The following is an 880-nucleotide window of genomic DNA, read 5'->3' on the forward strand; positions in this document are numbered from 1 at the left end:
GGGTGGGGCTTGGTGGGGGTCCTTTCACCATCGTGGTTCTTGGGAAAAGCCGCCCCTTGCACCGGAGTCCGGGTTTCTGGAGTTCGGTGAGCGGTCCAGTGCGATCGACGAGCGCGGCCCCGGTGAACGGGGTTCGTTGCGCGCCCCCGCCCCTCATGCTTGGCTCGCCCGATGAACCTTCTCCTGACGGCAAGTGGCCTGCGCAACGACACCCTGCGGGACGCGCTCCGGGACATGCTGGGCAAGCCGTTCGGATCGGCGAACGTCGTCTACATCCCCACGGCATCCGTCGCCGAGCCGGGGGACCACACATGGATGCTCGCGGACATGAACAGACTGCACAGCCTCGGCTGGCGGGAGTTCGACATCCTCGAACTGAACGGCCTGCCGAGCCAGTTGGTGCTCGACCGCCTCCTCCACGCCGACGTCATCTACGTCGGGGGCGGCAACCACTACCACCTGGCCCGCAGCATCACCGGCAACAACCTGGCCGACGGTTTCCTGGAAGCTCTGCGGAACCGGGTCTACGTCGGCCTGAGCGCCGGATCGATGATCTTCAGCCGCAACCTCACCGAGCACTCCGCCGACGTCATCGGAGACACCTCCGACCTCCACCTCCTCGGCGCGACGACCATCGACCCACCCTTCGCCCTCTTCGACTGGTACCTCAAACCCCACCTCTACTCACCGGACTTCCCCGAACGCGACGACGCCTGGGCCGACCGCATCACCGCCCGCGCCGACTTCCCGATCTACTTCATCGACGACGACACAGCCCTCCGCGTCAGGGACGGCAAGACACCGGACGTAGTCTCCGAAGGCCGCTGGCGCTTCCAGCCGTAAGCCGCCGACGCAAGCGAGCGGGTCGTGGCGGTACGGC

Annotated in this window: 1 protein-coding gene; it reads left to right on the forward strand. The window is 66.8% G+C overall.

The window, feature by feature from the left end:
- Positions 1–171: 171 nt before the first annotated feature.
- Positions 172–843 carry a Type 1 glutamine amidotransferase-like domain-containing protein gene (locus JHN63_RS52020; RefSeq protein ID WP_200692060.1) on the forward strand — a complete coding sequence of 224 codons (672 nt, stop codon included), beginning with the start codon at positions 172–174 and terminating at the stop codon, positions 841–843.
- The last annotated feature ends 37 nt before the right edge of the window (positions 844–880 follow it).

Source organism: Streptomyces sp. MBT65 (assembly GCF_016612545.1).
Lineage (GTDB): Bacteria > Actinomycetota > Actinomycetes > Streptomycetales > Streptomycetaceae > Streptomyces.

Excerpts from the sequence above, each read along its gene's own strand:
- JHN63_RS52020 (WP_200692060.1), top strand. The coding sequence starts at position 172 with ATGAACCTTCTCCTGACGGCAAGTGGCCTGCGCAACGACACCCTGCGG.